The organism is Couchioplanes caeruleus (assembly GCF_003751945.1).
GTDB classification, from domain to species: Bacteria; Actinomycetota; Actinomycetes; order Mycobacteriales; family Micromonosporaceae; genus Actinoplanes; species Actinoplanes caeruleus.
In genome coordinates this window covers 6,614,862-6,640,138 of sequence record NZ_RJKL01000001.1, presented here as the reverse complement: position 1 = coordinate 6,640,138, position 25,277 = coordinate 6,614,862, and the positions used below count along the sequence as shown (strand labels likewise).

General features: G+C 72.8%; 22 protein-coding genes. 12 read left to right on the top strand and 10 right to left on the bottom strand.

Features of this window, described 5'->3' with window-relative positions; all coding sequences use genetic code 11:
* The first annotated feature begins 9 nt into the window (after nucleotides 1–9).
* From EDD30_RS29790 to EDD30_RS29775, 4 genes are read left to right on the top strand one after another with little or no spacing between them, the layout of a single operon-like run.
* A complete protein-coding gene (locus EDD30_RS29790; RefSeq protein ID WP_123678577.1) occupies nucleotides 10–2,877 on the top strand; it encodes an SWIM zinc finger family protein in 2,868 nt (955 codons plus the stop codon).
* Nucleotides 2,874–3,935, top strand: coding sequence for an ATP-binding protein (locus tag EDD30_RS29785; protein WP_071807262.1), 1,062 nt, complete (start codon nucleotides 2,874–2,876; stop codon nucleotides 3,933–3,935). Before EDD30_RS29790 ends, EDD30_RS29785 begins: the two co-directional genes overlap by 4 nt.
* Nucleotides 3,928–6,180 carry a DUF5682 family protein gene (locus EDD30_RS29780; protein ID WP_071807263.1) on the top strand — a complete coding sequence of 751 codons (2,253 nt, stop codon included), beginning with the start codon at nucleotides 3,928–3,930 and terminating at the stop codon, nucleotides 6,178–6,180. Before EDD30_RS29785 ends, EDD30_RS29780 begins: the two co-directional genes overlap by 8 nt.
* A gap of 55 nt (nucleotides 6,181–6,235) precedes the next feature.
* Complete coding sequence (locus EDD30_RS29775) at nucleotides 6,236–7,411, top strand: VWA domain-containing protein (protein WP_071807264.1); 1,176 nt, start codon at nucleotides 6,236–6,238, stop codon at nucleotides 7,409–7,411.
* Nucleotides 7,412–7,534: 123 nt separating this feature from the next.
* Here the strand turns inward: EDD30_RS29775 and EDD30_RS29770 are convergent, their stop codons facing one another.
* Nucleotides 7,535–8,185 carry a 4'-phosphopantetheinyl transferase family protein gene (locus tag EDD30_RS29770; protein WP_071807265.1) on the bottom strand — a complete coding sequence of 217 codons (651 nt, stop codon included), beginning with the start codon at nucleotides 8,183–8,185 and terminating at the stop codon, nucleotides 7,535–7,537.
* 104 nt (nucleotides 8,186–8,289) lie between these two features.
* Here EDD30_RS29770 and EDD30_RS29765 point away from each other — a divergent pair, with 104 nt between their 5' ends.
* The gene (locus EDD30_RS29765) at nucleotides 8,290–8,733 is read left to right on the top strand and encodes a nitroreductase family deazaflavin-dependent oxidoreductase (protein WP_071807266.1); all 444 of its coding nucleotides are present in this window, start codon (nucleotides 8,290–8,292) and stop codon (nucleotides 8,731–8,733) included.
* Here EDD30_RS29765 and EDD30_RS29760 read toward each other — a convergent pair.
* The 4 genes from EDD30_RS29760 to EDD30_RS29745 form a co-directional block, all read right to left on the bottom strand.
* Nucleotides 8,693–9,565, bottom strand: coding sequence for an ABC transporter ATP-binding protein (locus tag EDD30_RS29760; protein ID WP_071807267.1), 873 nt, complete (start codon nucleotides 9,563–9,565; stop codon nucleotides 8,693–8,695). The two genes, EDD30_RS29765 and EDD30_RS29760, sit on opposite strands and share 41 nt — an antisense overlap.
* On the bottom strand, nucleotides 9,562–10,596 hold the full coding sequence (locus tag EDD30_RS29755; protein WP_071807268.1) for a FecCD family ABC transporter permease: 1,035 nt from the start codon (nucleotides 10,594–10,596) through the stop codon (nucleotides 9,562–9,564). The genes EDD30_RS29760 and EDD30_RS29755 overlap by 4 nt, the downstream gene beginning before the upstream one ends.
* A complete protein-coding gene (locus EDD30_RS29750) occupies nucleotides 10,593–11,564 on the bottom strand; it encodes a FecCD family ABC transporter permease (RefSeq protein WP_211277878.1) in 972 nt (323 codons plus the stop codon). The genes EDD30_RS29755 and EDD30_RS29750 overlap by 4 nt, the downstream gene beginning before the upstream one ends.
* Before the next feature lie 116 nt (nucleotides 11,565–11,680).
* The gene (locus tag EDD30_RS29745; protein WP_071807270.1) at nucleotides 11,681–12,694 is read right to left on the bottom strand and encodes an ABC transporter substrate-binding protein; all 1,014 of its coding nucleotides are present in this window, start codon (nucleotides 12,692–12,694) and stop codon (nucleotides 11,681–11,683) included.
* A 188-nt stretch (nucleotides 12,695–12,882) separates the two neighbouring features.
* Here EDD30_RS29745 and EDD30_RS29740 point away from each other — a divergent pair, with 188 nt between their 5' ends.
* The gene (locus EDD30_RS29740; protein ID WP_071807271.1) at nucleotides 12,883–14,028 is read left to right on the top strand and encodes a DUF5925 domain-containing protein; all 1,146 of its coding nucleotides are present in this window, start codon (nucleotides 12,883–12,885) and stop codon (nucleotides 14,026–14,028) included.
* Between the two features lie 72 nt (nucleotides 14,029–14,100).
* Here EDD30_RS29740 and EDD30_RS29735 read toward each other — a convergent pair whose 3' ends face one another.
* Nucleotides 14,101–14,388 (bottom strand): DUF1540 domain-containing protein, encoded by a 288-nt coding sequence (locus EDD30_RS29735; RefSeq protein ID WP_071807272.1) that lies wholly within the window; start codon nucleotides 14,386–14,388, stop codon nucleotides 14,101–14,103.
* Between the two features lie 260 nt (nucleotides 14,389–14,648).
* On the opposite strand from EDD30_RS29735, the gene EDD30_RS29730 reads away from it, so the two are divergent.
* The 4 genes from EDD30_RS29730 to EDD30_RS29715 all read left to right on the top strand — a co-directional run bounded on the left by EDD30_RS29730 (nucleotide 14,649) and on the right by EDD30_RS29715 (nucleotide 18,072).
* Nucleotides 14,649–15,815, top strand: a complete 1,167-nt coding sequence (locus tag EDD30_RS29730) for a glycoside hydrolase family 26 protein (RefSeq protein WP_084556644.1) — start codon at nucleotides 14,649–14,651, stop codon at nucleotides 15,813–15,815.
* A 120-nt stretch (nucleotides 15,816–15,935) separates the two neighbouring features.
* Nucleotides 15,936–16,769: a patatin-like phospholipase family protein gene (locus EDD30_RS29725; protein ID WP_071807273.1), complete on the top strand. Its 834-nt coding sequence runs from the start codon at nucleotides 15,936–15,938 to the stop codon at nucleotides 16,767–16,769.
* Nucleotides 16,770–16,786: 17 nt separating this feature from the next.
* Nucleotides 16,787–17,362 carry a SigE family RNA polymerase sigma factor gene (locus EDD30_RS29720; protein WP_084556662.1) on the top strand — a complete coding sequence of 192 codons (576 nt, stop codon included), beginning with the start codon at nucleotides 16,787–16,789 and terminating at the stop codon, nucleotides 17,360–17,362.
* A complete protein-coding gene (locus EDD30_RS29715; protein WP_123678576.1) occupies nucleotides 17,359–18,072 on the top strand; it encodes a hypothetical protein in 714 nt (237 codons plus the stop codon). Before EDD30_RS29720 ends, EDD30_RS29715 begins: the two co-directional genes overlap by 4 nt.
* Nucleotides 18,073–18,096: 24 nt before the next feature.
* On the opposite strand, the gene EDD30_RS29710 is transcribed toward EDD30_RS29715, so the two are convergent.
* Nucleotides 18,097–18,480: a hypothetical protein gene (locus EDD30_RS29710; protein WP_071807948.1), complete on the bottom strand. Its 384-nt coding sequence runs from the start codon at nucleotides 18,478–18,480 to the stop codon at nucleotides 18,097–18,099.
* Between the two features lie 236 nt (nucleotides 18,481–18,716).
* On the opposite strand from EDD30_RS29710, the gene EDD30_RS29705 reads away from it, so the two are divergent.
* Nucleotides 18,717–19,517: an SGNH/GDSL hydrolase family protein gene (locus EDD30_RS29705; RefSeq protein ID WP_071807947.1), complete on the top strand. Its 801-nt coding sequence runs from the start codon at nucleotides 18,717–18,719 to the stop codon at nucleotides 19,515–19,517.
* A 52-nt stretch (nucleotides 19,518–19,569) separates the two neighbouring features.
* On the opposite strand, the gene EDD30_RS29700 is transcribed toward EDD30_RS29705, so the two are convergent.
* Complete coding sequence (locus EDD30_RS29700) at nucleotides 19,570–21,429, bottom strand: serine/threonine-protein kinase (RefSeq protein WP_244945450.1); 1,860 nt, start codon at nucleotides 21,427–21,429, stop codon at nucleotides 19,570–19,572.
* A 315-nt stretch (nucleotides 21,430–21,744) separates the two neighbouring features.
* Between EDD30_RS29700 and EDD30_RS29695 the strand changes: the two genes are divergently transcribed.
* Nucleotides 21,745–23,817, top strand: coding sequence for a hybrid sensor histidine kinase/response regulator (locus EDD30_RS29695; RefSeq protein ID WP_071809447.1), 2,073 nt, complete (start codon nucleotides 21,745–21,747; stop codon nucleotides 23,815–23,817).
* On the opposite strand, the gene EDD30_RS29690 is transcribed toward EDD30_RS29695, so the two are convergent.
* On the bottom strand, nucleotides 23,814–24,752 hold the full coding sequence (locus EDD30_RS29690; RefSeq protein ID WP_071809448.1) for a ribose-phosphate diphosphokinase: 939 nt from the start codon (nucleotides 24,750–24,752) through the stop codon (nucleotides 23,814–23,816). The two genes, EDD30_RS29695 and EDD30_RS29690, sit on opposite strands and share 4 nt — an antisense overlap.
* Nucleotides 24,753–24,783: 31 nt before the next feature.
* On the bottom strand, nucleotides 24,784–25,245 hold the full coding sequence (locus tag EDD30_RS29685; RefSeq protein WP_071809446.1) for an OsmC family protein: 462 nt from the start codon (nucleotides 25,243–25,245) through the stop codon (nucleotides 24,784–24,786).
* Between the last annotated feature and the right edge of the window lie 32 nt (nucleotides 25,246–25,277).

Sequence of the window (25,277 nt, the reverse complement as noted above, 5' to 3'; positions counted from 1 at the left end):
AGTCTGCGCGTGCCTGTCGAACGCTGGTCCACCGCCCAGGTCACCGCCGTCGCGCCCGACGCCGGTTCGCTGAAGGGCGCCCGCAGTGTCGCCGCCGCGTCGAAGTGGCAGGCGACCGGCCTGCTCGACGACGTCCTGTGGGGACTGTGCAAGGGCAGCGGGAAGAATCCCTACCAGGTCTGTGTGGACCTCTCCGGCCCGGCTTACAAGTGCTCCTGCCCGAGCCGCAAGTTCCCCTGCAAGCATGCCCTGGGCCTGCTGCTGATGTGGGCCGAGGGCATCGCACCCGACCCGGCCGCCGAGCCGCCTGCGTTCGTCGCGGAGTGGCAGGCGAGCCGGGCGGCCCGCGCCACGGCAACGGCGCAGAGATCCGCCGGACCGGCGGATCCCGAGGGGGCCCGCAAGCGCGCCCGGCAGCGCGAGGAGCGGGTCGCCGCGGGCATGGCCGAGCTGGGCCGGTGGCTCGACGACCAGGTCCAGCAGGGGCTGGCGGGGGCCGAGCGCGCCGGTCGCGCACCGTTCGAGACCATGGCGGCCCGGCTCGTCGACGCCCAGGCGCCGGGTGCCGCCTCCGCGGTGCGCCGCCTGGGTGACGTCGCCGGCATCGGGCCGCACTGGGCCGACCGGCTGCTCGGCGACCTCGCGATGCTGCGCCTGCTGGTGGCCGGCCACGAGCGCCTCGGTGCGCTGCCCCCGGCGCTGGCGGCCACCGTGCGCACGCGGATCGGCTTTCCGGTCGCCACGGAGGATGTCCTGGCCACACCGTCCGTCGGCGACCACTGGCAGGTGCTCGGTCAGTCCGACAGCGACGACGGCACGATCATCACCCGGCGCACCTGGCTGCGAGGTGTCGACAGTGGCCGGTTCGCGCTCCACCTGTCGTTCGCCGCGCCCGGTCAGACGCTGGCGGCCGACCTCGTGCCCGGCACGTCCTTCGACGCCGATCTGTGTTTCTATCCTGGTGCGGCACCGCTGCGGGCGCTCGTCAAGGACAGGCGGTCGGCACCGAGGCCGCTGACGGCGCCGAGCGGGGCGACCGGCGTGCGGGAGGCGATGCGCGGCTGGGCCGCCGTCCTGGCCGCCGAGCCTTGGCGCTTCGACGCTCCCGTCCTGCTCGCGGGTGTCAGCCCGAGCTCCGACGGCTTCCTCACCGACACCGGTGGTGACTCGTTGCCGCTCGCGGCCGGGCACCGGGAGCCGTGGTGGCTGCTGGCCGCCGCGGGCGGAGCGCCCGCGACCGTCGCGGCCGAGTGGACACCGGCGGGCCTGCGGCCCCTCGCCGCCTGGGTGGAGGGTCGCTTCGTGCCGGCGGCGCCACCGGTGCCCGACGGCGGCACGCGACGCTCCCCCGAGCTTCCGTCCGGCCTGTTGGCGGCGGCCCTGGTGGGCACGAGCCGCCGACCGTACTCCCCGGCGACCGTCGACGTCGGCGACCGCGGCATCGCGCTGGGAGCCGGCTGTTCGCTGCTGGAGGCCGCGGCCACCGCCCTGGTCTATCGCCGCGCCGGCACGGCACCGTCCACCTCGCATCCGCCGGTCGCGCCGGCACCCGCCGAGACCGGCCCACCGGTGCCGAGCGCCGCGGGCGACCGCCTGCTGCGCCTGCTCGGGGGCGGCGCACCCGGCGGCGCCCAGCAGGCCCAGGAGCTGCTCGCCCAGTGGCTCTGCGCGGCCGCGGCGCACGGCGGCCACGTCCCGCCGGAGTCGTTGCCCGCGCTGCTCGACGCGGGCCGCCGCAACGGCGTCATCCGGCCCGCGATCGGCCGGGTCGCCGGGGAGCGCGGCCGCTGGCTGGCGGGCCTGCGACCGGAATGGCAGTGGTTGCGCGAGGAGGCGTCCGGCAGGGCCGCCGCCGACGACCCCACCGTCTGGCAGACGGGTACGGGCGGAGAGCGCCTCGCCCACCTCACGCGCCTGCGCGCCACCGACCCCGCCGGCGGGCTGGCCCTGCTGCGTGGCACCTGGCCCGCCGAGGCGCCCGAGGACCGCGCCCGCTTCGTCGGCGCCCTCGGCACCGGGCTGTCCCTCGCCGACGACGAGTTCCTCGAGACGGTGCTCGACGACCGTCGCAAGGAGGTACGCGAGGCCGCGCTCTATCTACTCCGCCGCCTTCCCGGCTCGGGCCTCGGCCGCCGGATGGCGGCGCGGGCGCTGGCCGCGGTCACGCTCGAACGCCGCGCCCTGGGCCGCGACCGGCTGGCCGTGACGCCGCCCGCCGATGTCACCGCCGAGCTGCGCCGCGACGGGGTTGCCGCCCAGCCCGCGCGGGGCACCGGCGTGCAGGCGTGGCTGCTGGAGGAGGTCGTCGCCGGCACCGCGCTTTCCACCTGGACCACGGCGTTCGGGCGCGGCCCGTCGGCGGTGGTGGACCTGGCGCGCGGCAACGACTGGGAGTCGGCGCTGTTGCACGGCTGGGCCAAGGCCGCGATCGTCCAGGCCGAGCCGGAATGGGCTTCCGCGCTGGTGCACAACGACTCGCGGGAGAACGCGGCCGGGCTGCGCGAGGCGGTCCGGTGGGACCTGCATCTGTTGCTGCCCCCGGCCGACCTCGCCCGGATCGCCGCCGACTTCCTGCGTCGGGAGGACCACCTCGCGCACCGCCTGCTCGCAGTGCATCCCGGCGCCTGGCCGGACGAACTCGCCGTCGCGGTGGTCGAGACCATCACGCACCGGGCCCGCACCGACCGGCACAGCTGGCAGCTCGCCGAGCTGTGCCGCGCCGCCGCGACCGCCATGCCGCCGGCGTACGCGGCGCACGTCACCAGCCTGGCCGTCCGGCTCGACCAGGACGCGGCCGACCCGTCCCGGATCCGGCCGGTCGCCGAGCTGGCCCGCACCCTCACCTTCCGCCACGAGATGCTCCAGGAGTTCGCATGACCGCTCTGCGTCCCCACGCCGAGGACCAGTACGCCGACGAGCTGGCCCTGCTCGCGGAGGCCGACGACCGGCCGCGGCCGCCCGGCTGGCGGCTGTCTCCGCACGCCGTGGTGACCTACCTGCTGGGCGACGGCGCGAAGATCACCCCGAAGTACGTGGGTCCCCGGCGGCTCATGGAGGTGGCGGTGTCCACTCTGGTCACCGACCGGGCGCTGCTGCTGCTCGGCGTGCCGGGCACGGCCAAGACCTGGGTCTCGGAGCACCTCGCCGCCGCCGTCAGCGGCGACTCCACCCAGCTCGTGCAGGGCACGGCGGGCACGGCCGAGGAGGCCATCCGGTACGGATGGAACTACGCGCGGCTGCTCGCCGAGGGCCCGTCCGAGGCGGCCCTGACCCCGAGCCCGGTCATGCGCGCCATGCAGAGCGGCACGATCGCCCGCGTCGAGGAGCTCACCCGGGTGCCTTCCGACGTGCAGGACGCGCTCATCACCATCCTGTCCGAGAAGACGCTGCCGGTGCCGGAGCTGAACACCGAGGTGCAGGCCCAGCGTGGCTTCAACCTCATCGCCACCGCCAACGACCGCGACCGCGGCGTCAACGAGCTGTCGAGCGCGCTGCGGCGACGGTTCAACACGGTGGTTCTGCCCGTGCCCGCTTCGGCCGACGACGAGGTGGAGATCGTGACGCGCCGGGTGGCCCAGCTCGGCCGGTCGCTCGACCTGCCGGAGGTGCCCACCGCGCTGGAGGAGATCCGCCGGGTGGTGACGATCTTCCGCGAGCTGCGCAACGGCATGACCGAGGACGGCCGCACCAAGCTCAAGTCCCCGACCGGCACCCTGTCCACGGCCGAGGCCATCTCCGTGATCACCAGCGGCATGGCCCTGGCCGCACACTTCGGCGACGGCCGGCTGCACCCGGGCGACGTGGCCGCGGGCATCCTCGGCGCGGTGGTCAAGGACCCGGTATCCGACACAGTGGTGTGGCGCGAATACCTCGAGACGGTCGTGCGGGAACGCACCGACTGGCGCGACTTCTACCGCGCGGCCCGCGATGCCTGAACGGCTCTACGGCATTCGCCACCACGGGCCCGGCTCGGCGCGGGCGGTGCTGCGCGAGCTCGAGCGGCGGCGGCCGTCCGTGCTGCTGGTCGAGGGCCCGCCGGAGGCCGACGACCTGGTCGGTTGGGTGGCCGACCCGGGCCTGAAGCCGCCGGTGGCGCTGCTCGGCTACGCGCCGGACGATCCGCGCCGGTCCGCGTTCTGGCCGTTCGCCGTCTTCTCGCCGGAATGGCAGGCGATCAGGTGGGCGGTGCGCCACGAGGTTCCCGTGCGATTCTTCGACCTGCCCTACGCCTATCGGCTCGCGGATGACGGCACGGCGGACTCGCCGCCGGCGGAGGGTCCTGTGCGGCCGGCCGACCCGATCGGGGAGCTGGCCCGGGCCGCCGGCTACGACGACCCCGAGCGGTGGTGGGAGGACGTCGTCGAGCACCGCGGCATGCCCGCCTTCGCCGCGATCGCCGAGGCCATGACCGCCATCCGCGAGACATCCACGGAGGACCCCGAGGACCTCGTCCGCGAGGCCCACATGCGCACCGTCCTGCGCGAGGTGCGCCGCACGCACGACGACATCGCCGTCGTCTGCGGCGCGTGGCACGTGCCGGCGCTCACCCGCAAGGTCACCGCGAAGGACGACGCCGCGCTGCTCAAGGGGCGCAGGAAGGCGAAGGTGGCGTTCACCTGGGTGCCGTGGACGTACGGGCGGCTGGCCTCGTGGTCCGGCTACGGCGCCGGCGTGCGGTCTCCCGGCTGGTATCACCACCTCTTCACCGCCGGCGGCGACGTGGTGCCGCGGTGGCTGGTCGACGCCGCGGGGGTGCTGCGCGCCGAGGGGATGCCGACCTCGTCCGCGCACATCATCGAGGCGACCCGGCTGGCCGAGGCGCTGGCCGGCCTGCGGGGCCGGCCGCTCGCCGGGCTCGCCGAGGTCACCGAGGCCGCGGAGGCGGTCATGTGCGACGGCGAGCCGCTGCGGGTCGAGCTCATCGGCCGGCGGCTGATCGTCGGTGAGCGGCTCGGGGGCGTGCCGGACGACATGCCCGCCGTGCCCCTGGCCAAGGACCTCGCCGCGCGGCAGCGGGCCGTACGCCTCAAGCCGGAAGCGCTGGAACGCGTCCTCGAGCTGGACCTGCGCCGCGACATCGACCTGGCCCGCAGCCGCCTGCTGCACCGGATGCGCGCGATCGGCGTGCCGTGGGGCGAACCCGAGACCGCCCGGCGCGGCACCGGCACCTTCCGGGAGCAGTGGCGGCTGCGCTGGCTGCCCGACTTCGCGGTGCGACTGGTCGAGGGCAGCATGCACGGCACCACGGTCGCGGCGGCGGCGACCACCAAGGTGACCGACGCGGCCCGCAAGGCGGCCAGCCTCGGCGACGTGACCGCGCTGGTCGAGGTGTGCCTGCTCGCCGACCTGGCCGACGCCTTCCCGCCGGTGCTCGCCGCCCTGGACGCCCGCGCCGCGGTCGACGCCGACATCACCCACCTCATGGCCGCGATCCCCGCCCTCGCCCGCGCGCTGCGCTACGGCGACGTACGGCGTACGGACCTCGCCGGGCTGGCGACGGTGACGGCAAGCCTGCTCACCCGGGTCTGCGCCGGACTCCCCGCGGCGGTCGGGTCGCTCTCGGACGAGGCCGCCCAAGAGCTGCGCGACCGCGTCGACGACGTGCACCGGGCGGTGAGCCTGCTGTCCGGCGACGGCGACAGCACCCGCGACGACGCCCGGGACGACGACGGCGACCGCAGCCGCGACGGCGACGGCGACGGCGAGGATCTTCGCGAGCGGTGGCTGAGCACGCTCGCGGCGGTGTCCCGGCGGCCCGGGCTGCACGGGCTGCTCGCCGGGCGGCTGACCCGGCTGCTGCTCGACGCGGGCCGTCTCGACAGCGCCGAGGTGCGGCGGCGGCTGCGGCTGCCGCTGACCGTCGGCACGCCGCCCGCACACGGCGCCGCCTGGGTCGAGGGCTTCCTCTCCGGAGGAGGGTTGCTGCTGGTGCACGACGACGCGCTGCTGGAGCTCATCGACGGATGGCTCGCCGACATTCCGGCCGACGGCTTCGACGACGTGCTGCCGCTGCTGCGGCGCACCTTCGGCGCCTTCGCGACCGGGGAACGCCGGGCCATCGGCGAACGGATCGCGGGCGGCGCGGGGTCCGCGACCGCGGAGCCGCTCGTCCTCGACCACGACCGCGCGGCGCTGGTGCTGCCCACTTTGGGCACGCTGCTCGGACGGGAGATCCGATGACCGTCATGCTCTGCCAGGGAGATCCGATGACCGACGTGCTCGCCAGGGGGATCCGATGACCGGCATCGACGACGCGGCGCGGCGGGAGCGGCTGCGCCGATGGCGGATGGTGCTGGGTGGTCCCGCCGACGAATCGCTGGGCGAGGCACAGGACCGCGACTCCCGGATGGACGCCGCGCTGGCCGCCCTCTACGACGGCGCCGAGGACGCGGACGGCCGGCGCACCTCCCGGGGCGCCGGGCTCGGCGGCTCGGCGCCGAAGGTGGCCCGGTGGCTCGGCGACATCCGGGAGTACTTCCCCAGCACGGTCGTCCAGGTCATGCAGGCGGACGCCATCGAACGCCTCGACCTGACCAGGCTGCTGCTGGAGCCGGAGATGCTCGCGGCGGTCGAGCCGGACGTCCACCTGGTCGGCACGTTGCTGTCACTGAACGGCGTGATGCCCGCGCACACCAAGGACGCCGCCCGCCAGGTGGTCCGCAAGGTCGTCACCGAGCTGGAGGAGCGGATCAGCCAGAAGACCCGGGCGGCGGTCAGCGGCGCGCTGAACCGGGCCGCCCGGATCAACCGTCCCAGGCTGACCGACATCGACTGGGACCGGACCATCCGCGCCAACCTCAAGCACTACCAGCCCGAGCACCGCACGGTCATCCCGGAACGCCTCGTCGGCTACGGCCGGCGCACCACCGCCATCCAGCGCGACGTGGTGCTCTGCGTCGACCAGTCCGGCTCGATGGCGGCCTCGGTGGTGTTCTCCGGCGTCTTCGCGGCCGTCCTGGCCTCGATGCGGTCGCTGAAGACCTCGCTGGTCGTCTTCGACACGGCGGTGGTCGACCTGACCGACCAGCTCGCCGATCCGGTGGAGGTCCTGTTCGGCACCCAGCTCGGCGGCGGCACCGACATCAACCGCGCGATCGGCTACGGCCAGCAGTTGATCACCCGCCCGCGGGACAGCATCTTCGTGCTGATCAGCGACCTGTACGAGGGCGGCGTCCGCGAGCAGATGCTGCGCCGGGTTGCCGAGATGACCACCGCGGGCGTCCAGGTCGTGGTGCTCCTGGCCCTCTCGGACGAGGGCGCCCCGGCCTACGACCACGAGAACGCCGCGGCCCTGGCGGCCCTGGGAGTCCCGGCGTTCGCCTGCACCCCGGACGCCTTCCCGGACCTGATGGCGGCGGCCATCGAACGCCGCGACCTGATGGGGTTCGCGCAACGCTTCGCCGAACGCTGACCCCGCGTGGTGAGCACCGCATCGACGAGGTCGAACAGCAGGGCTTGGGTGCAGTCACCCTGCCCCGGCACGAAGATCCCGGTGATCATCGGACCGCACTAGCGGCGGTCGCCGATGCGCCACTCATGTCTGCGCCGGACGCTTGAGCACGATTGCCGTCAGGACGATGCCCTCTGCCACCAGATAGCGCCCGGCCAGCGTGTCGAACGGGCCCGGGCGCAGCAACCGCGCCGTGAACTCTCCCGTGTCCGGGGCGAAGGTCAGGGATGCCTCCTTGAAACCGAGCCACTCCCCCGTACGCGGGAACCAGACCTTGTAGACCGATTCCTTCGCGCTGAAGAGCACGCGTTCCCACCGCGTCTGCGGATGCTTCGTGGACAGAGCCGCCAGGTGGTCGCGTTCCTCCGGCAGCGAGACCAGGTCGAGCACCCCGTCCGGCAGCGGCCCATGCACCTCGGCGTCCACGCCGATTCCCCGCACGTCGGTGTCCCGGGCGACCGCTGCCGCCCGGTAGCCGGCGCAGTGGGTGAGGCTGCCGACGATTCCCCGCGGCCAGATCGGGGCGCCGCGCTCACCGCGCAGGATCGGGCCCGGGGGCACGCCGAGGTCGGCGAGGGCGGTGCGGGCGCAGTGCCGCACGGTGGTGAACTCGTCGCGCCGCTTGGGGACCGCGGCGGCCACGAGCTCCGCTTCGCCCGGGTACAGCGTGGCGTCGCCGAGGTCGTCGAGGGCGTACGCCGAGCGGACCGGCGCCGGCAGGATGCGTTCGATCATGCCGGGAGCAACCGGGGTACGACATCGGCAAGAATCGAGAGCATGGCGGAACCTTACCGGGCAGCCGCCACCGGATTCCGAGCACGCAGAAGGGGTCGACCAACATGCCATTGACCGGCGAGTACGCGCCCAGTCCTTCCGACTGGGCACGGGAGCAGGCGGAGAAGTACGAGGCGTCGAACGGCGCGGAGGCCGGCACGCTGCAGGGCAAGCCGGTGATCGTGGTCACGTCGGTGGGTGCCAAGTCCGGCAAGCTGCGCAAGACGCCGCTGATGCGCGTCGAGCACGACGGCGAGTACGCGATCGTCGCCTCACAGGGCGGCGCGCCGACGCATCCGGTCTGGTACTGGAACCTGGTGAAGAACCCGCACGTCGAGCTCCAGGACGGCGCGGAGAAGCACGACTACCAGGCGCGTGAGGTGCACGGCGAGGAACGGGCACAGTGGTGGGAGCGGGCCGTCGAGGTGTGGCCGGACTACGCGAACTACCAGACCAAGACGGACCGGATCATCCCCGTGTTCGTTCTGTCGCGCCTGCCGGAGGCGTGAGGCGGCGGCTCCTCGCACCCCGCGCGGCCGGCACGACCAGCGGCGTGCCGGTCTGCGGGTCGGGGATGACCTCACAGCGCAGCCCGTAGACGTCCTCGACGAGCTCCGCGGTGATGACGGCTCCCGGGTCCCCCGAGGCGACGATCCGCCCGGCCTTCATGGCGATGAGGTGGGTCGCGTACCGGCAGGCGTGGTTGAGATCGTGCAGGACCGCGACCAGCGTGCGGCCCTGCTCGTTGAGGTCCGCGCAGAGGTCCAGCAGGTCGATCTGGTAGGCGATGTCGAGGTACGTCGTCGGCTCGTCGAGCAGCAGCAGGTCGGTCTGCTGGGCCAGCGCCATCGCCATCCACACGCGCTGGCGCTGGCCGCCGGAGAGCTCGTCGACGGCCCGGTCGGCGAGCTCCGTCACGCCCGTGGCCTCCATCGCGGCGGCGACCTGGTTCTCGTCCTCGGGGGTCCACTGCCGCAAGAGCTTCTGGTGCGGGTAGCGGCCGCGGGCCACCAGGTCCGCCACCGAGATGCCCTCGGGAGCCGTCGCCGTCTGCGGGAGCAGGCCGAGGCGGCGCGCGACCTCCTTGGCCCGGTACGAGCCGATCGCCTGCCCGTCGAGCACCACCGTGCCCCGCTTCGGGCCGAGCAGGCCGGACAGGGCGCGCAGCAGCGTCGACTTGCCGCAGGCGTTGGGCCCGACGATGACCGTGAACGAGCCGTCCGGAATCTCCACGTCCAGATCGGACGCGATGACCCGCTTGTCGTACGCCAGGGTCAGGTCCGATCCCGACAGCCGCGACGCTGAGCCTTTCCGCGGCGGAAAACCGAGACGAAGACTCATTGACTTCCCCTCCGCCACTGCACACTGAGTACCCAGGCCAGATAGACCCCGCCGACCGCACCGGTGATCACGCCGACCGGCACCTGGGCCGGGGCCAGCAGCCGCTGGGCGGCGAAGTCGCTGAGCACCATCACCAGCGCCCCGGTGACGGCGGCGGGCACGAGCTGCGGCGCAGCCGTCCCGGTCAGCCGCCTGGCGATCTGCGGTGCGGCCAGCGCCACGAACACGACCGGGCCGGTCGCGGCGGTCGCCACCGCGCAGACCGCCACGGCCAGGAAGACGAGCAGCGGCCGCGTCCGGCGCACCCGGACGCCGAGGGAATGCGCCGAGTCGTCGCCGAGCTCGAGCATTCCCAGCGGCCGGCTCAGCATCAGCAGCAGCGGCATGAGAACGAGCAGGGCGATCCCCAGCAGCCGGACGGAGTCCCAGGTCCGGCCGTTGAGCGTGCCGACCAGCCAGGTGGCGGCGGACTGCGCCTCGTCGAGCCGGGCGCGGCTGAGCACGTAGCTGTTGACGGCGACGAGCATCGCGCTGACGCCGATGCCGACGAGCACGAGGCGCCGGATCGCGCCGCCGCCGAGCGCGGCCAGCGCGTACACGACGGCCGCGGTGAGGATGCCGCCGACGACGGCTCCGGTGGCCGCGCCCGCGGTGCCCGCGCCCAGGACCAGGATCGCGACGACCGCGCCGGTCGCCGCGCCGGTGGTGAACCCGATGACGTCGGGGCTGCCCAGCGGGTTGCGCGACAAGCTCTGGAATACGGCGCCGGACAAGCCGAAGGCGGCGCCGGCAAGCAGTGCCAGGCTGACCCGGGGCAGGCGCAGGTCGAGCAGGATGAACCGGTCGGCTCGGCGGCCCCCGCCGCCGAGGATCTCGACCATGTCGGCGTACGGGATCCGCACGCCGACCGCGGTGACGGTCCAGGCCCCGGCCGCCAGCGCCGCCACGACGAGCAGGGCGGTCACCCCGATGGTGCGCGGGTCGAGCCGCAGCGCCACGCCGGGGGCCCGCACGGTGAGCCGGCGGGTCACAGCGGCACGATCCGGCGGCGCAGGATGATGGCGAGGAAGACGGGTGCGCCGAGGAACGCGGTCACGATGCCGGCCTGGAGCTCGCCGGGCCGGGCCAGCAGCCGACCGGCGACATCCGCCAGCAGCAACAGAATCGGGGCCAGGACCAGAGAGTACGGCAGCAGCCAGCGCTGGTCCGGCCCGACGATCGTCCGGGCGATGTGCGGCACGGCCAGGCCGACGAAGGCGATCGGGCCGACCGCCGCGGTGGCCGCACCGCAGAGCAGCGTGATGGCGACCGCGGACAGCACCCGGGTGCGGTTCAGGTTGGCGCCGAGGGCGCGGGCGGAGTCCTCGCCGAGCGCGATCGCGTTGAGCGACGGGCCCAGGGCGAGCGCCAGCAGGACGCCGGCGGTGACGAACGGCAGCACCCCGTACAGGACGGAGAGGTCTCCCGTCGCGAGGTTGCCGACCATCCACAGGCGATAGCGGTCGAAGGTGCTGCTGTCGAGCAGCGCGATCGCGTAGACGACCGCGAACAGGGCGGCGTCGACGGCCGCGCCGGCCAGCGCCAGCCGTTCCGGCGAGGCGCCCGAGCGCCCCCGCGAGCCGAGCAGGTAGACCACGGTGAAGGCGCCGGCCGCGCCGGCGAAGGCGAACCAGATGTATCCGGTCAGCGAGCCGATGCCGAAGACCTGGATGGCGATCACCACGGCCGCGGCGGCTCCGGCGTCGAGGCCCAGGATGCCCGACTCGGCCAGTGGGTTGCGGGTGAGCGCCTGCAGCAGCGCGCCGCCCAGGCCCAGGGCGATCCCGGCGACCAGGCCGAGCAGCGTACGCGGAATGCGCAGCTCCACGATGAACTGGACGTCCTGGGCCCGCTCGGGCAGGCTCGCCCGGCCGTCGAGGGCGTCGAGGACGGTGCCGAGCGGGATCGACTTGGTGCCGACCGCGATGCTCAGCGCCGCGACGGCGGCGAGGGCCGCCACCGCGGCGACGAGGCCGAGGCCGCGCGTCGTGAGGCCGCCGCGGGCACGGACGCGCTCCTTCAGGGGCGCGTACCCCGCGCGCTCGGCGGCCTCGTGCTCGCGCTCGGCGACCACGGTCACGCCAGGGCGTCCTTGACCATCGGTACGAACTTCTCGATGGTGTACGGGGTGCTCAGCACCGAGTTGGTGGAGAAGGCGTTGACCAGGTCCGGGTCGTCGATGATGAGCAGCCGCTTGGCCTTGGCCGACGGGATGCCGTTGAGCACGGCGTCCTTCTTGAGCACGTCGCCGGCGCCGAGGCCGAAGACCACGGTGAGGTCGGCGTCGAGCAGGTTCACGCGCTCCTTGGAGATCTCGGCGTAGAAGCTCGCCGGCTTCAGGTCCTCGATCTTCTGGGAGTTCTTGAAGCCGAGGGCCTCCATGAACTGCACCCGGCCGTCGCCGCGGGTGTAGGCGCCGTACTGTCCGCTGAACGCGGCCGCGACGACGACGCTCTTGCCGTCGAAGCCCGGGTTGGCCGCCTTGGCGTCGGCCAGCGCCTTGTCGCTGGAGGCCACCAGCGCCTCGCCCTCGGCCTTCCTGCCGAGCGCCTCGGCGATGAGCATCGTCTGGTCCTTGAGCGTGGTGCCGTACGGCTGGGAGCCGGCCGGCCCGCTCAGCGTGGGCGCGAGCTTCTCGAGCTGCTCCCACTTGGCCTTGTCGTTGTCGCTCTTGGTGAACGTGACGAGGTCGGGACGCAGGGTGGCGACCTGCTCGTAGTTGATTTCCGGGCCCTTCAGCACGGTCGGCTTCGCGCCACCGAGCTTGTCCTGCGCCCAGGGGCCGACGCCGACCGGCCAGGCCTGGAACCAGTCGAGGATGCCGACCGGGATGACGCCGAGCGCGAGCAGGGCGTCCGCGTCCGCCCAGCCGAGCGAGACGACGCTCTTCGGCGCCTGCTCGACGCTGGTGGTGCCGAACTGGTGGGCGACCTCGGCCGGGAAGGAGCCGCCGGCGGGCGCCGAGGTGGCGCTCGAGCCGGTGCCGCCACCGGACTTGTCGTCACCGCAGGCCGCAAGCAGCCCAGCGGCCGCGACACCCGCCGCGCCGAAGAACAGACCCCGGCGCGAGATGAGCGGGTTGGTCGCCATGTCGGCCTCCTGAATCGATATGTGCGCTGGTCAATGCGGGTTAGGTAATCCTCACCTTAGCGATCGAACAAGATCTTGGGAAACCGGGTCCGCAACTGCGCGGGCAACCCCTGAGGAAACGGTCCCGTTCGGACCATCTTGCGCGAAAACGGGGTGCTCCTCCGCGACTTTGGAACGATCATGGGGTAATGCGTACCCCCCACCAGTCCGTCGACCGGCTCGGCAGCCGTCCCGTGGAAGCGGCGGCCGCCCCGCCCGTCCACCACCCGCTGCCGCTGTCCGGTTCCGTCGACGACGGCGACCGGCTGGTGGACGTCGTGGACCTGCTCGCCCTCGACGCCTTCGTCACCGGGCGCGAGCCGTTCGGCCGGACCAGCTACCTGGAGAACGTCCGCGCAGACGCGCCCCTGACCACCGACGACGCCCGGGTGGTCCGCGATGCCCGGGAAGAGGACAGCCACGGACGGTTGTCCACCGGCGACGGCTGGACCCTGCACGTGACCCGCTGGAAGCAGAGCCGCCGCGCCCGCGTGACCGTCACCGCCGTCACCGCCGAGCTCGCCGAGTCGGTGCTCGCCGCGGCCACGGCCCACGCCGTCGAGGAGCCGGGCCCGGTCGCGGACAGCGTGCCGATCGGGTTCTGGCATTTCGGCCCGCACGGACCGCGGCGGGTGCAGCGCGAGATCGACGCCGCGCCCTGGGACAAGATCCGGGCCAACTACGCCGGCCCGGTCGCCCGTACGCTCGAACGCCTCATGGCCGTCGACGGCACCGCCGTCAACGGCCGCCTCCTGCTGCTGCACGGCGAGCCGGGCACCGGGAAGACGACCGCCCTGCGGGCCCTCGCCCAGCAGTGGCGCTCGTGGTGCCAGGTGGACTGCGTGCTCGACCCGGAGCGGATGTTCGGCGACCCCGCCTACCTCATGAGCGTGGCGCTGGGCAGCGGCGACGACGACGAGCCGCGCTGGCGGCTACTCATGCTGGAGGACTGCGACGAGCTGATCAGCGGCGAGGCCAAGGCGAGCGCCGGGCAGTCGCTGTCACGGCTGCTCAATCTCACCGACGGGCTGCTCGGCCAGGGCCGCAACGCGCTGATCGCGATCACCACGAACGAGGACCTGGCGTCGCTGCACCCCGCCGTGGTCCGGCCGGGACGGTGCCTGGCGAGCATCGAGGTCGGGCGGCTGCCGTACGCGGAGGCGACGGCCTGGCTGGGCACGTCGACCGGCGTCGGCCCGGAGGGCGCCACCCTCGCCGAGCTGTACGCCCTCAGGACCGGTGCCCGCCCGGTCACCGTGCCGAGCACCGCACCCTCGACCGGCCTGTACCTGTAGAACGAAGAATTGCCAAGGCCGCCGCCTTCGAAAAGGCGGCGGCCTTAGGTAAGGCTCACTTTCGAAACACAATTACCGAGCCGTGTACGTCAGACAATCGGCACGATCCTCGGCGGCACCGACGGTGATCGCCGGGGCGCGGCATTCGAGGCCCGTGTTGTGCACGCACTCGGCGCGGTGGCAGGCGCCCACCTGGGCCATGACCTGGCCCATTCCGCCCTCGTCACCCTCGATGAACGTGTCGCACTCCGTCTTGGCCCGGCCGATCGTGATCGCGAAGGCCGTGCAGCCGTCGTGGTTGTACCCGCAGCCGCTCACCGTGCACGTCTGCACGCGCGGCATCTCCATCATTTGAGTCATGGTCTGGCCTCCCTTTCTCAAGGCCGACAATAAACTATCGAAGAGCGCTACGCGCGATGGCGTACCCACCATTTCACGAATGCAATAAAAATAGGTAAGCCATTCTTTAGGCAAGGCAAACCTTCCCTTTTCGCACCCCGCCCGAGGACCCGCGGCGCGGCACCCGTACGGTCGTCGGCGCGGACGAACCCGGCACCCGGCCGTCCGGAAGATGTCAGACTTCACCGCGACACGCTGGCGACCACCCAGGAGATCACCGCATGGCCGAAGAACGATGGAGCGGCCGCCGGTCGACGGTGGCCGCGGCCCTCGCTACGCTCGTCGTCCTGACCGGCCTCGCCGTCGGCGTGGCGACGGCGGGCAGGGGCCCGATCCCCCCAGGGGCCGCACCGGCGTCCCGCGCGCCCGCGTCGGCCACGCCGGGCGCCGCCCCGCCCACTCCGGGCGGCGCGACCACCGCGCCCGGCGCCGGTGTGCGCGATTTCCGGTCGGCGCGGCAACTCCTTGCGCTGCCACGGACGGACGGGTCATGGCCCGGAGCCAACGGCCTGTCCGGCGTGAACGGCGACCCGCGGTTCGACACCGCGCACGTGACCTCGTTCTGCACCGCGCGGGGACGGCCGTGCAGGATCACACAGACCTACACGGACCGCACGTCCTGGGAGTCGATGACCCGGGGCACGGGCTGGACCTTCGAGCTTCTGGCCGACTTCGACGGCATGCTGGTGATCTCCCAGGGCCTGGTGCCCAAGGGCGCGAGCAAGGACCTGAAGTCCTGCGCCCGCGGCGAGCACGACGCCGACTGGCGGGCCTTCGGCACACTGATGCGCCACCACGGCCGCGGGGACTCGGTGGTCCGGCTGGGCTGGGAGTTCAACGAGCGGACGTCCCCCTGGCTCGCCAGAGACCCGAAGACGTGGATCGCGTGTTACCGGCGGGCGGCGGACAACATCCGCGCCACCAACCCGGACGTCCTGCTGGACTGGACGATCAACGCACACAGCACCCCGGCCGGCGTGTGCGGCGGCCTGAGCACCAACTGCTATCCCGGCGACGCGTACGTGGACATCATCGGCATCGACAACTACGACCACTATCCCTGGTCGCCGGACAAGGCCGCGTTCGACCGTACGGCGGCCGCTCCCGAGGGGCTGACCTGGCTGTACAACTTCGCTCGGGCACACGGCAAGCCGTTCTCGGTGGGCGAGTGGGGGGTGGTGCCGACGGCGGACGCGGGCCGGGAGAACCCGGACTTCATCGCCTGGATGCACGAGTGGTTCGCGGCGCACGCGTCGCATCTGGCCTACGAGGCGTACTTCTCCGACTGCGGCGCCGGCGGGGTGCAGTCGAGCCTGTTCCGCACCGACGCGGCGTGCCGACGAAACCCCGGATCGGCGGCCCGGTATGCGGTCCTGTTCGGCACTTAGGGTGCAATTCCACTCAACTCTGTCATTCAAGCAATCACCTAAACTCGAACGACCCTCGCCTCAACCAACGGACAAAAACACCGAAATCAATAAACGCCGGGAGGAGTGCATAGTGGGCGCATGGAGAAGCGGGCACTCGTCCTGGGCGGAGGCGGCGTCACCGGCGTCGCATGGGAGATCGGACTGCTGTACGGCCTCGCGGAACGCGGGCTCGACCTGACCACCGCCGACCTGTTCGTCGGCACCTCGGCGGGATCGGTGGTGGCCGCCGAGCTCACCGGCGCCACGCCCCTCGACAAGCTGTACGCCCGCGAGCTCACCGACACCAGCGGGGACACCAGCGCGGTCGTCGGCACGCGGGTGCTGCTCGGCTTCGTGCTGGCCGCGCTCTGGCCGGGCGGCCGGACGCGGGGCCGGGCACGCCTCGGGCGGGCCGCCCTGCGCGCCCGCACGGTGCCCGAGTCCGAGCGGCGCACGGCCATCGCCGCGCGGGTCCGGCGCGACGACTGGCCCGCGGCCCGCCTGCTGGTGCCGGCCGTCGACGCGCTGACCGGCGCGGTCGAGATCTTCGACCGGGACAGCGGGGTGTCCCTGATCGACGCGGTCGCGGCGAGTTGCGCGGTGCCGCTGGTGTGGCCACCGATGACGGTCGGCGGCCGGCGCTACGTGGACGGTGGCGTCCGATCCGCCGCGAATGTCGACCTGGCCCGGGACTACGACCGGGTCGTGGTGGTCGCGCCGATCGACGTCGCCGCCCGGCGCGCAGACCGTCCGTCCGCGCAGGCGAGACGGTTGGGACCCGCCGTACGGACGGCCGTGGTCACCCCGGACGCCGCCGCCCGGGCCGCCATCGGGCGCAACGCGCTGGCCCCCTCGCGCCGGGCCCCGGCCGCCGAGGCGGGCCGGGCGCAGGCGGCCGCGGTGGCCGAGCGGGTGCGGAGGGTCTGGCAGTAGAGACCATCATGGGGCGGATGCCCCGGCAAAGTCATTGCAACCTTTCGGGGCTCCCGGCCGTCTCCACTGTCGTGGGACAAGGCCGACGAGGTGACGACGAGTTCGTCGAGTTCGCCCAGGCGAACTCGGCGCGGCTGCAGCGTGCCGCATATCTGCTGACCGGCGACCGGCATCAGGCCGAAGAGGCCGCGCAGGCCGCGCTCGTCCGGGTGTACGCGTCCTGGGGACGGGTACGCCGCAAGGACCCGTACGCCTACGCGCGCACCGTCCTCGCGAATCTGCTCACCGACCAGTGGCGCCGCCCCGTGCGCGAGTACGCGACCGAGGAGCTCCCGGAGCGTCCGGTCGCTCGCGACGTCGCCGACGAGGTCACCCGGCGGCGCTGGCTGATCGGGGCACTCAAGGCCCTCTCGCCGCGCGAACGCACCGTCGTCGTCATGCGACATTTCTTCGACATCACCGAAATGGACGTGGCGCGGGAGCTCAACCTCTCCCTCGGCACGGTCAAGAGCCTCAACTCTCGGGGGCTGGCCAAGCTCCGGATCTCGATTCCCACCCCCCGCCAGGGCCTGGAAACCGGAGCGGCACGATGACCGACCTCGACGACCTGAAGGACGCCATGCACTCGACGCCGGACTTCGAGCCGCGTCCCCTCGACCTCGGCGCGGTCATGGCGCAGGGCGGCCGCCTGCGCCGCCGGCGCCGCCTCGCGATGGGTGCGGCCTCCGCCACCACGGTCCTGGCCCTGCTGGTCGGCGGCGGGGTGCTGGCCCGTGCCGGCGACGGGAGCGCCGAGCCTGCGGCGGGCCCGGTCGCCGCCGCGTCCTCCCCCGACGTGCTCGGCGACGTGATCGACACCGGCCTGCGGAGCACCGGCGGCGAGCCGATCCTGCTCTGGTTCATCCCGATCGAGGACGAGTCGCTGTCGACGACGACGTTCGGGCTCGCCACCGGCCGGCGGACGGCGGACGGCGTCCTGCGGCGTGAGGTCGTGGTCAACGAGACCCGGGGCTCGGACCGCGCCCCCGGCTTCCACTCGCCGCAAGAAGCCATGGAGGTGGACGGCTTCCTCTCTCCCGCCTTCGGCTACTTCGTGGGCGGCGATGTCTCCCGGATCAGGGCCATGGCAGGCGGAAAAGCAGTCGACGCACGGATCGTGCGGTGGAGCAACGATCCGTCGATCGTCGCCTTCTGGTTCGATCCGGCTGACGCGCCGCCCGGGACGTCACTGACGCGGCTCTTCGCCATCGACGGCGCCGGCAGGACGATGCCCAGTCGCAGCGTCGGGTTCGGCGTCGGCTGACCCGATCGGGCCGGCCGGGAAGGCTCAGTCGCGAAAGGTCCGGCGCAGCCGCTCGGCCAGGCCCAGCGGCCGCGGCGCGACGGGGGCGGTCCCGCGGGTCGCCACGGTGGGCCGGGAGCGGCCGATCGGCTGGTCGTAGTCGGCACGGGCGACGGCCTCGACGATCTGCTCCTCGCCGAAGTTCTCCGAGCCCGGAATGGACGGCACGAAGCCCACGAGCACGCCGTTGCGCATGATCTGCGCCTCGAGGCCGGCGGTGCCGTCGTTGTCCCAGATCGCCTCGCGGCCGTCGGCCAGCACCACCCGGATCCCGTAGCGGGTGATGCCGGCGTGCGGCAGCTTCACGTGCGCGAAGACGTTACGCGCGCGGAGTGTCTCGACGACTCGGTGTGCCCTTTCCTCGTCCATGCCGCGACGCTAGTGGCCCGAGCTGTGGACACGCTGAAGATCGGCTGTACCGCCGTTGATAATCAACTACCCTTCGCGCATGAAACATAACCGCATGACATACATGCAGGTCACATCGATGCATGTTACTCCTTTGTAATCGTTATGTCACTGGATTTCTTTCGGCGAGCCCTTGACTTACTCTTCGGTAACCGGAGCGCTTCGGCCCCCATCCCCCGTGGATCTGGAGGCCCCCGATGAGCAGACGTCTTTCCGTCCTCGCCTGCCTCGTCACGTCCATCGTCTTGACCGTCGCCACCGCCACCCCCGCCATCGCCGCCCCACCGTCCGACTGGGACTACATCGCCATGGGCGACTCCTATTCGTCCGGCGTCGGCACGTCCGGGCAGTCCGGCTCCTGCCTGCGCAGCCCCAACGCCTACCCCGGGCTGTGGGACTCCGCGAACGATCCGGCGTCGTACCGCATGGTGGCCTGCAGCGGCGCCACCACCAGCTCGCTGCGCTCCGGCCAGCTTTCCGCCCTCTCCACGACCACCGACCTGGTCTCGGTGACCATCGGCGGCAATGACGCCGGCTTCGCCGAGACGGTCCTCACCTGCACACTGACCAGCGACAAGGGCTGTGCCGCCAAGGTCGACGAGCAACTGGAGCTGCTGGACGAGGAGATACCCGCCCGGCTCGACGCCACGTACCGCGAGATCCGGGCCAAGGCGCCGAACGCCAAGGTGGTCGTGCTCGGCTATCCGCTGCTGTTCGACGTGAACGCGCCGAGTTGTGGCTTCGCCGGCATGAGCATCCCCAAGCGCAAGTCGCTCAACCACGGCGCCACCGAGCTCAACCAGGTCACCGAGGAACGCGTCCGGGCGGCCGGCTTCACCTGGTCGGACGTGACGGACGAGTTCGCCGGCCACGGCGTCTGCGGCCCCAGTCCCTGGCTGCACGGGCTCACCCTGCTCCCGCCGACCGACTCCTTCCACCCCAACGGCAACGGTCACAAGTACGGCTACCTCGCCGCGCTCAACTCCGTGCTGCACTGACCCTTGCGGTGAGACGGCGGGCACGCCGGTGACCGTGCCCGCCGCGACCGACCTAGAAGGCGAACTCCGAGCCACGCGCGGAACCGGCCTCGATCCGGCCGTCGCGGCTGAACCGCCACGACATGACCACCTGGTAGCGGTGCCCCCGGCGGGGGCTCACCGTGGCGGGCCCGCACTCCCGCGACCGGGCCCCCTCACCGAAGACCAGCCCGTCACAGGTCTTCGCCGGGAGGCTGCCGCCGGTCACCACGTCGCGCAGCGCCAGCGAGAGCGAGGCCGTGCCGTCGCGGGGCGCGGTCAGCGTCGCGGAGACCTGGACCTTGTCCCCCACCTTGTGGCAGGGCCGCACCGCCATCGCGTTGTCGAAGCTCAGCGCATACCGCTGCTCGCATTCCCAGGGGCCGTAGGTCTTCTCCGTGACCGGGGAGCCGGTGGCGGCGGCCCGGGTGACCCGCGGAGCCGGCGTCGCCGCCGTGGCGGGGGCTCCGGCGTTCAGACGGCTCTGCGCCGTGCCGGGACTGCTGTCCCGGTTGCGCGCGGCGCGTGCGGGCGGCGGCGCCGACATCGCGGAGGCTGCGGCGGAGGGGCGGGCGTCGCCGGTCCCGGTCCGGGCCAGGGCCGCCCGGCCGCCCGGTTCCCCGTCGGCGCGGCCGAGGTGCCATGCCGTGGTCGCCACCCCGGAGGCGAGCATCGCGGCGCAGACCAGCACGATCATCGCCCACGGCCGGGCCCATCGCCAGCTCGCCGGCTGGTTGCGGCGGCGCGGCACCGGCGGCCGGCGCAGCCCCGCGAGCGACGGATGCCGGCCCGGCCCCGCGGCCGATGGCTTCGGGTCGGGGCTCCGCGACGGCCTGGACCCGGCGGGCGCCCGGCCGGCCTCCGGGACCAGGGAATCCGCCGAGCCGCGGCCGCCACGCTCCGAGCCCTGGCCGCCGGATCCCGGGTCACGGGAGCCGGGCGACGAGTCGCCGCTGCCTGGTGACGAGTCAGGGGAGGCCGGAGACCGCGGCGCCGGCGCGGGCAGGGCGGGGGCGTCGACGCGGCGGGCCACGTCGCCGAGGTCGACGGCGAGCTCGGCGGCCGCCGGGCGCAGCCGGGGCTTGTGCTCCATGCAGCTCGCGATGACGTCCCACAACGGGTCCGGGATGCCCGGCCGGCGCTCCGGGGCGCCCTCGAGGTGCAGGCGCATCAGGTCGGTGACGGTGTCGCTGTCGTACGGCGGCCGCCCCGACACCATCTCGTACAGCAGCACGCCGAGCGCGTACACGTCGGCGGCCGGGGTGATCGTGGAGCTGTGGAAGGCCTCGGGGGCCATGTAGTGCGGGGTGCCGACGACGGCGTGGGTGGTCGTCAGGCTGGGGGCGTTGAGCACCCGCGCGATGCCGAAGTCGGTGAGCCGGATGTCGGGCCGGTCGTCCTCGCGGTGCAGCAGGATGTTGTCCGGCTTGAGGTCGCGGTGCACGATGCCGAGCTCGTGCGCCTCGGCGAGCGCCGCCGCGACCTGGGAGCCGAGCCGCGCCGCCTCGGCCGGGGCCAGCGTGGGCCGCTCGCGCAGGTAGTCGCGCAGGCTGCCGCCCGGCACGAGGTCCATGACGAGCCCGAGCGACTCGCCGACGCTGAACAGGTCCCGGACCCGGACCACGTTGCGGTGCCGCAGCATCAGCAGGATCGTGCGCTCCTGCACGAAGCGCGTGACCAGCTTCGGCTGACGCAGCAGGCTCTCGTGCAGCAGCTTGACCGCGACCGGCTCGCCGGAGGAGCGGTCGACGCCGCGCCAGACCGTACCGGTCGCGCCGTGCCCGATGGGGCGGAGGAGGATGTACGAGCTGCCGACGCACCGTCCGCTCAGATCGAGGGTCGACGCGCCGTCGGAATCCGCCTCTGCGCCGCTGCTCGTGGGATCCTGGTCCACCTGTGGGGTTGCCCTTCCGCCCGCCGCGGTGCCGCGACATCCGACCTGGCCGACCGGAATAATGCTGTTTGTCCGGATCAATCGGCAACTCTCCGCGTCGGAGTTCGCATGTGAGGTAGGTGTCCGCCACCGCCCGTCACCGGATCGCCCTCCCGTCGTTGCTGCAGATGGAACCGCGGTGAGCTGGCAAAACACCCGACTGCGACGTCGCAGAGCACTCGAACGGCCGGTTACTGATGAGACGACCCTCGGCCGGACGGTTGCATTCCTCCTGAACCGCCCGCACCGCGAGGCAGTTGCGCAGATAGTTGCCACATGGGTGTCATGGCTTATCCCCTCCGGTACGCACTGGCCGACCTGGCGCTGGCGCTCAGCCGCGTCGCAGAGAATGCGGAAGAGGTGCGCTCGACCGCCGCGCGGGCCGCCGCCGACATGGTCGGTGACGGCGCCGGCGTCCAATTGCTCGGCGACGACGGCCGCTACGACGCGCTCACCTACCATCACGTGGACGACGAGGTCGCCCCGGCGTTCAGCCGCCTGCTCGACCGCGTCGGCGAGCTGCCCGACGACGACTTCTCCACCAGCCTCGCCGCGAGCCGGCGCCCGGTCGTCCTGGCCGGCGAGGACGGTGAGCCCCTCACCGAGCTGCCCCGGCCGCGGCACGAGGCGTACGTCGACACGGGCGTACCCGCCCCCGTCGTGCACGCCGCCGTGCTGTGCCCGGTCATCGTCGACAACACGTACGCGGGCTATCTGGTGCTGACCCGCGCCACCCCGGGGGCGGTCTACTCCCCTGCCGAGGTCGAGCTCGCCCGCGACGTCGCCGGCGAGCTGTCCCTGGCCCTGTCCGGCGCGCGGGCCATGGAACGCCTGCGCGCCAGCGAGGAGCGCTACCGCCGGGTGCTGGAGACGATCCCCGAGGGCGTGCTGCAGCTCGACGACGACGGGGTCGCCACGTACGCCAACGAACCCATCGGCGTCGTCCTCGGCATGCCCCGCGCCCAGCTCGTCGGCGTCTCGCTGCGCGGCTTCCTGGACAAGCACGGCCAGGCCGAGCTCACCCGCCGGCTCGCCGAGTGCAAGGCCGGACGCTCCACCGTCGGCGCCACCAAGCTGATGCGCGCCGACGGCTCGCAGCGCAGCGTCCGGATGAGCATGATGCCGCTCGAGGACGAGCACGGCCGCCGCAACGGCGTGCTCTGCATGGTCACCGACACCACCGACCACATCGACGCCAAGGGGCTCAAGCGCCAGCTCGACCACCTGCGCCGGCTCGACAGCATGGGCCAGCTCATCGGCGGCATCTCGCACGACTTCAACAACCTGATGACCGTGGTCGCCGGCTCCGCCGACATGATCGCGACGACGACCGCCGAGGGCACGCCGCAGCACCAGATGGCCAAGGACATCCTGGACGCGGTAGGCACCGGGCGCACGCTGACGCACCAGCTCCTCGCGTTCGGGCGTACCGAAGGCAACCGGCCGGAGATCATCCCGATCCCGGACCTGCTCACCGACGTGCAGAGCCTGTTCAGTCGTACGCTCGGCGAGCGCATCGGCCTCGACCTCGCCTTCAGCCCGGACGTGTGGCCGGTCCGCGCCGAACGCGGGCCGCTGGAGCAGGCGCTGGTCAACCTGGCCGCGAACGCCCGCGACGCCATGCTGCACGGCGGCATGCTGCGGGTGGCCGCCACCAACGAGGTGGTGGAGCCGGGCCAGCTCGCCGAGGGCGCCCCGGCCGGCCGGATCGTGCACATGGTCATCCAGGACACCGGCGTGGGCATGAGCGACGAGACCCGCCGGCGGGCGCTGGAACCGTTCTTCACCACCCGCCCCACCGCCGCCGGGCTCGGACTGGCCACCACCGCGGGCATCGTGCAGGGCATCGGCGGCCACATCGCCCTGGAGTCGCAGCCGCGCATGGGCACGACGGTGCACCTCTACCTGCCCGCGGCCGAGGAGCGCACGACACCGGCCGTCGACCGGCGCCTCACGCCGGCCGTCATCGGCCGGGTGCTCATCGTCGAGGACCAGCCGGAGGTCGCCCAGCTCGTACAGCGGCTGATCGAGCCGGCCGGCTACGAGATCACCGTCGCCACCGACGCCCTCACGGCGGTCACCCAGGTCGCCGCGGGCGCCCACCCGGATCTGCTGATCACCGACGTGGTCATGCCGACGATGACCGGCCCGGAGCTCGCGGCGGCGCTGCGCACGCACCACCCCGACCTGCCCGTGCTCTACATGTCCGGCTACACCGCGGCGTCGCTGGGGCCGCAGCTGCACCTCGACGCCAACAGCATGCTGCTGGAGAAGCCGTTCACCCGCTCCACGCTGCTCGGCGCCATCCTCTCCCTCTGCGGCCCGCAGCCCGCGCGCGACAACACCTAGGCGAAGAGCGCGCTGACCGACTCGCCGTTGTGGATCCGGCGCATCGCCTCGGCGAGCGCCGGCGCCACCGAGAGCACGGTCAGCTTGTCGGTGCGGTTCGCCGCCGGGATCGGCACCGTGTTGGTGCAGACGATCTCCTCGATGTCCTTCTCGGCGGAGAGCCGCTGCACCGCCTGCGAGGCGAAGAGGCCGTGCGTGCAGGCGACCCGGATGCTGCGCGTGTTGCGCTCGCGCAGCCGGTCCAGCAGCTCGAAGACCGTGCTGCCCTTGGCGATCTCATCGTCCAGGATGATCACGTCCCGGTCGGCGACCTCGCCGATCACCGAGCTGATCACGACCTTGTCGTCGGCGTAGCGCTGCTTGGCGCCGGCGGCCACCTCGATGTCGAGCATCCGGGCGAACGCCGCCGCCTCCTTGGCGTTGCCGAGGTCCGGGGAGACGACGACGGTGTTGCTGAGGTCGTATCCCCGGAAGTGGTGTGCCAGCTCGCGCAGCGCGTGCAGGTGGTCGACGGGGACGCTGAAGAAGCCGTGCACCTGGGGGGAGTGCAGGGTCAGGGCGAGGATCCGGTGGGCGCCGGCGGTCTGCAGCAGGTCGGCGACGAGGCGCCCGCCGATGGAGATGCGCGGGGCGTCCTTCTTGTCGCTGCGGGCGTACGCATAATGCGGCAGCACGACCGTGACCCGGCCGGCCGAGGCGCCGCGCGCGGCGTCGAGCATGAACAGCAACTCGACCAGGTTCTCCTGGACCGGCGGCACGAGCGGCTGGATGAGGAACACGTCCCGCTCGCGGCAGTTGCCTCGGAGCTGCACCTCGATGCAGTCGTTGGCGAACCGGGACGTCTTGGTCGGCATCAGCGGCACACCGAGGTGCTCGCAGATCTCCGCCGCCAATTCGGGATGGGCACTTCCGGTGAACACGGCGATGTCACGCACGGCGCCCACCCTAATGTCCGGGCGGCGGACACTACCGGGTGACCCGTACGGTCGCCCGCACGATCACCTCCGAGATCAGCGAGCGGGCGATGTAGCACTCCTGGTGAGCCTGCTCCACCAGCCGCAGGACGAAGTCCTCGTCGGGGCCGGCGGCCACGTGCACGACCGGGTTCAGCTCGATCAGCTCGATGCGGGCGTGGCGCAGATCCTCGCTCAGGTAACCGGTCGCATCGTCGGTGTACCGCACCACGTCGACATGCTTGCGGGCGGCCACCGACAGGAACGACAGCAACTGGCACGAGCTCGCCGCCAAAACGACGAGCTGTTCGGGGTTGAGCAGGCCGGCGTCGCCGCGGAAGTGCGGATCGGCGCTCAGCCGCAGCGAGCCCTCGGCGGGCGGGGCGGCGCCCGTGTGCGCCCGCGAGTACGCCCGGTAGCCCTCCCCCGTCGAACCGTCCCACTCCAGCCGCGCCGCGTGCGTGAGTCTCTCCATGGCCGCCACCTCACAGCCACCCGCGGCGCTTC